The sequence below is a fragment of the Streptococcus sp. oral taxon 061 genome (genome assembly GCF_964211575.1).
GTDB lineage: Bacteria > Bacillota > Bacilli > Lactobacillales > Streptococcaceae > Streptococcus.
Map to the genome: position 1 here is coordinate 1 of NZ_CAXOQQ010000023.1, position 595 is coordinate 595.

Annotated in this window: 6 tRNA genes; all 6 read right to left on the minus strand. The window is 51.3% G+C overall.

Going from position 1 to position 595, the window contains the following annotated elements:
• Window positions 1-68: 68 nt before the first annotated feature.
• Window positions 69-154, minus strand: a tRNA-Leu gene (locus AB8E63_RS08645).
• Between the two features lie 7 nt (window positions 155-161).
• A tRNA-Gly gene (locus AB8E63_RS08650) sits at window positions 162-233 on the minus strand.
• 27 nt (window positions 234-260) lie between these two features.
• Window positions 261-333, minus strand: a tRNA-Thr gene (locus AB8E63_RS08655).
• Window positions 334-345: 12 nt separating this feature from the next.
• Window positions 346-427: transfer RNA gene (locus AB8E63_RS08660), tRNA-Leu, on the minus strand.
• A gap of 5 nt (window positions 428-432) precedes the next feature.
• A tRNA-Lys gene (locus AB8E63_RS08665) sits at window positions 433-505 on the minus strand.
• 18 nt (window positions 506-523) lie between these two features.
• Window positions 524-595 (minus strand) — tRNA-Asp (locus AB8E63_RS08670).

The following is a 595-nucleotide window of genomic DNA, read 5'->3' on the forward strand; positions in this document are numbered from 1 at the left end:
GAACCTCTAACCGCCTGATTCGTAGTCAGGTACTCTATCCAGTTGAGCTAAGGGTGCTCTTCAATATATGCCGAGGACCGGAATCGAACCGGTACGATCGTTACCAATCGCAGGATTTTAAGTCCTGTGCGTCTGCCAGTTCCGCCACCCCGGCCTCTATAAGCGAACGACGGGATTCGAACCCGCGACCCCCACCTTGGCAAGGTGGTGTTCTACCACTGAACTACGTTCGCATCGACTCTGGTTTATATTAAAAAAAATGCCGGCTACATGACTTGAACACGCGACCCTCTGATTACAAATCAGATGCTCTACCAACTGAGCTAAGCCGGCTGATTTCTATTATGCGGGTTAAGGGACTTGAACCCCCACGCCGTTAAGCGCCAGATCCTAAATCTGGTGCGTCTGCCAATTCCGCCAAACCCGCAAATATGACCCGTACTGGGCTCGAACCAGTGACCCATTGATTAAAAGTCAATTGCTCTACCAACTGAGCTAACGAGTCAAATAACTTTCGTTATTACGGTCCCGACGGGAATCGAACCCGCGATCTTCGCCGTGACAGGGCGACGTGATAACCGCTACACTACGGGAC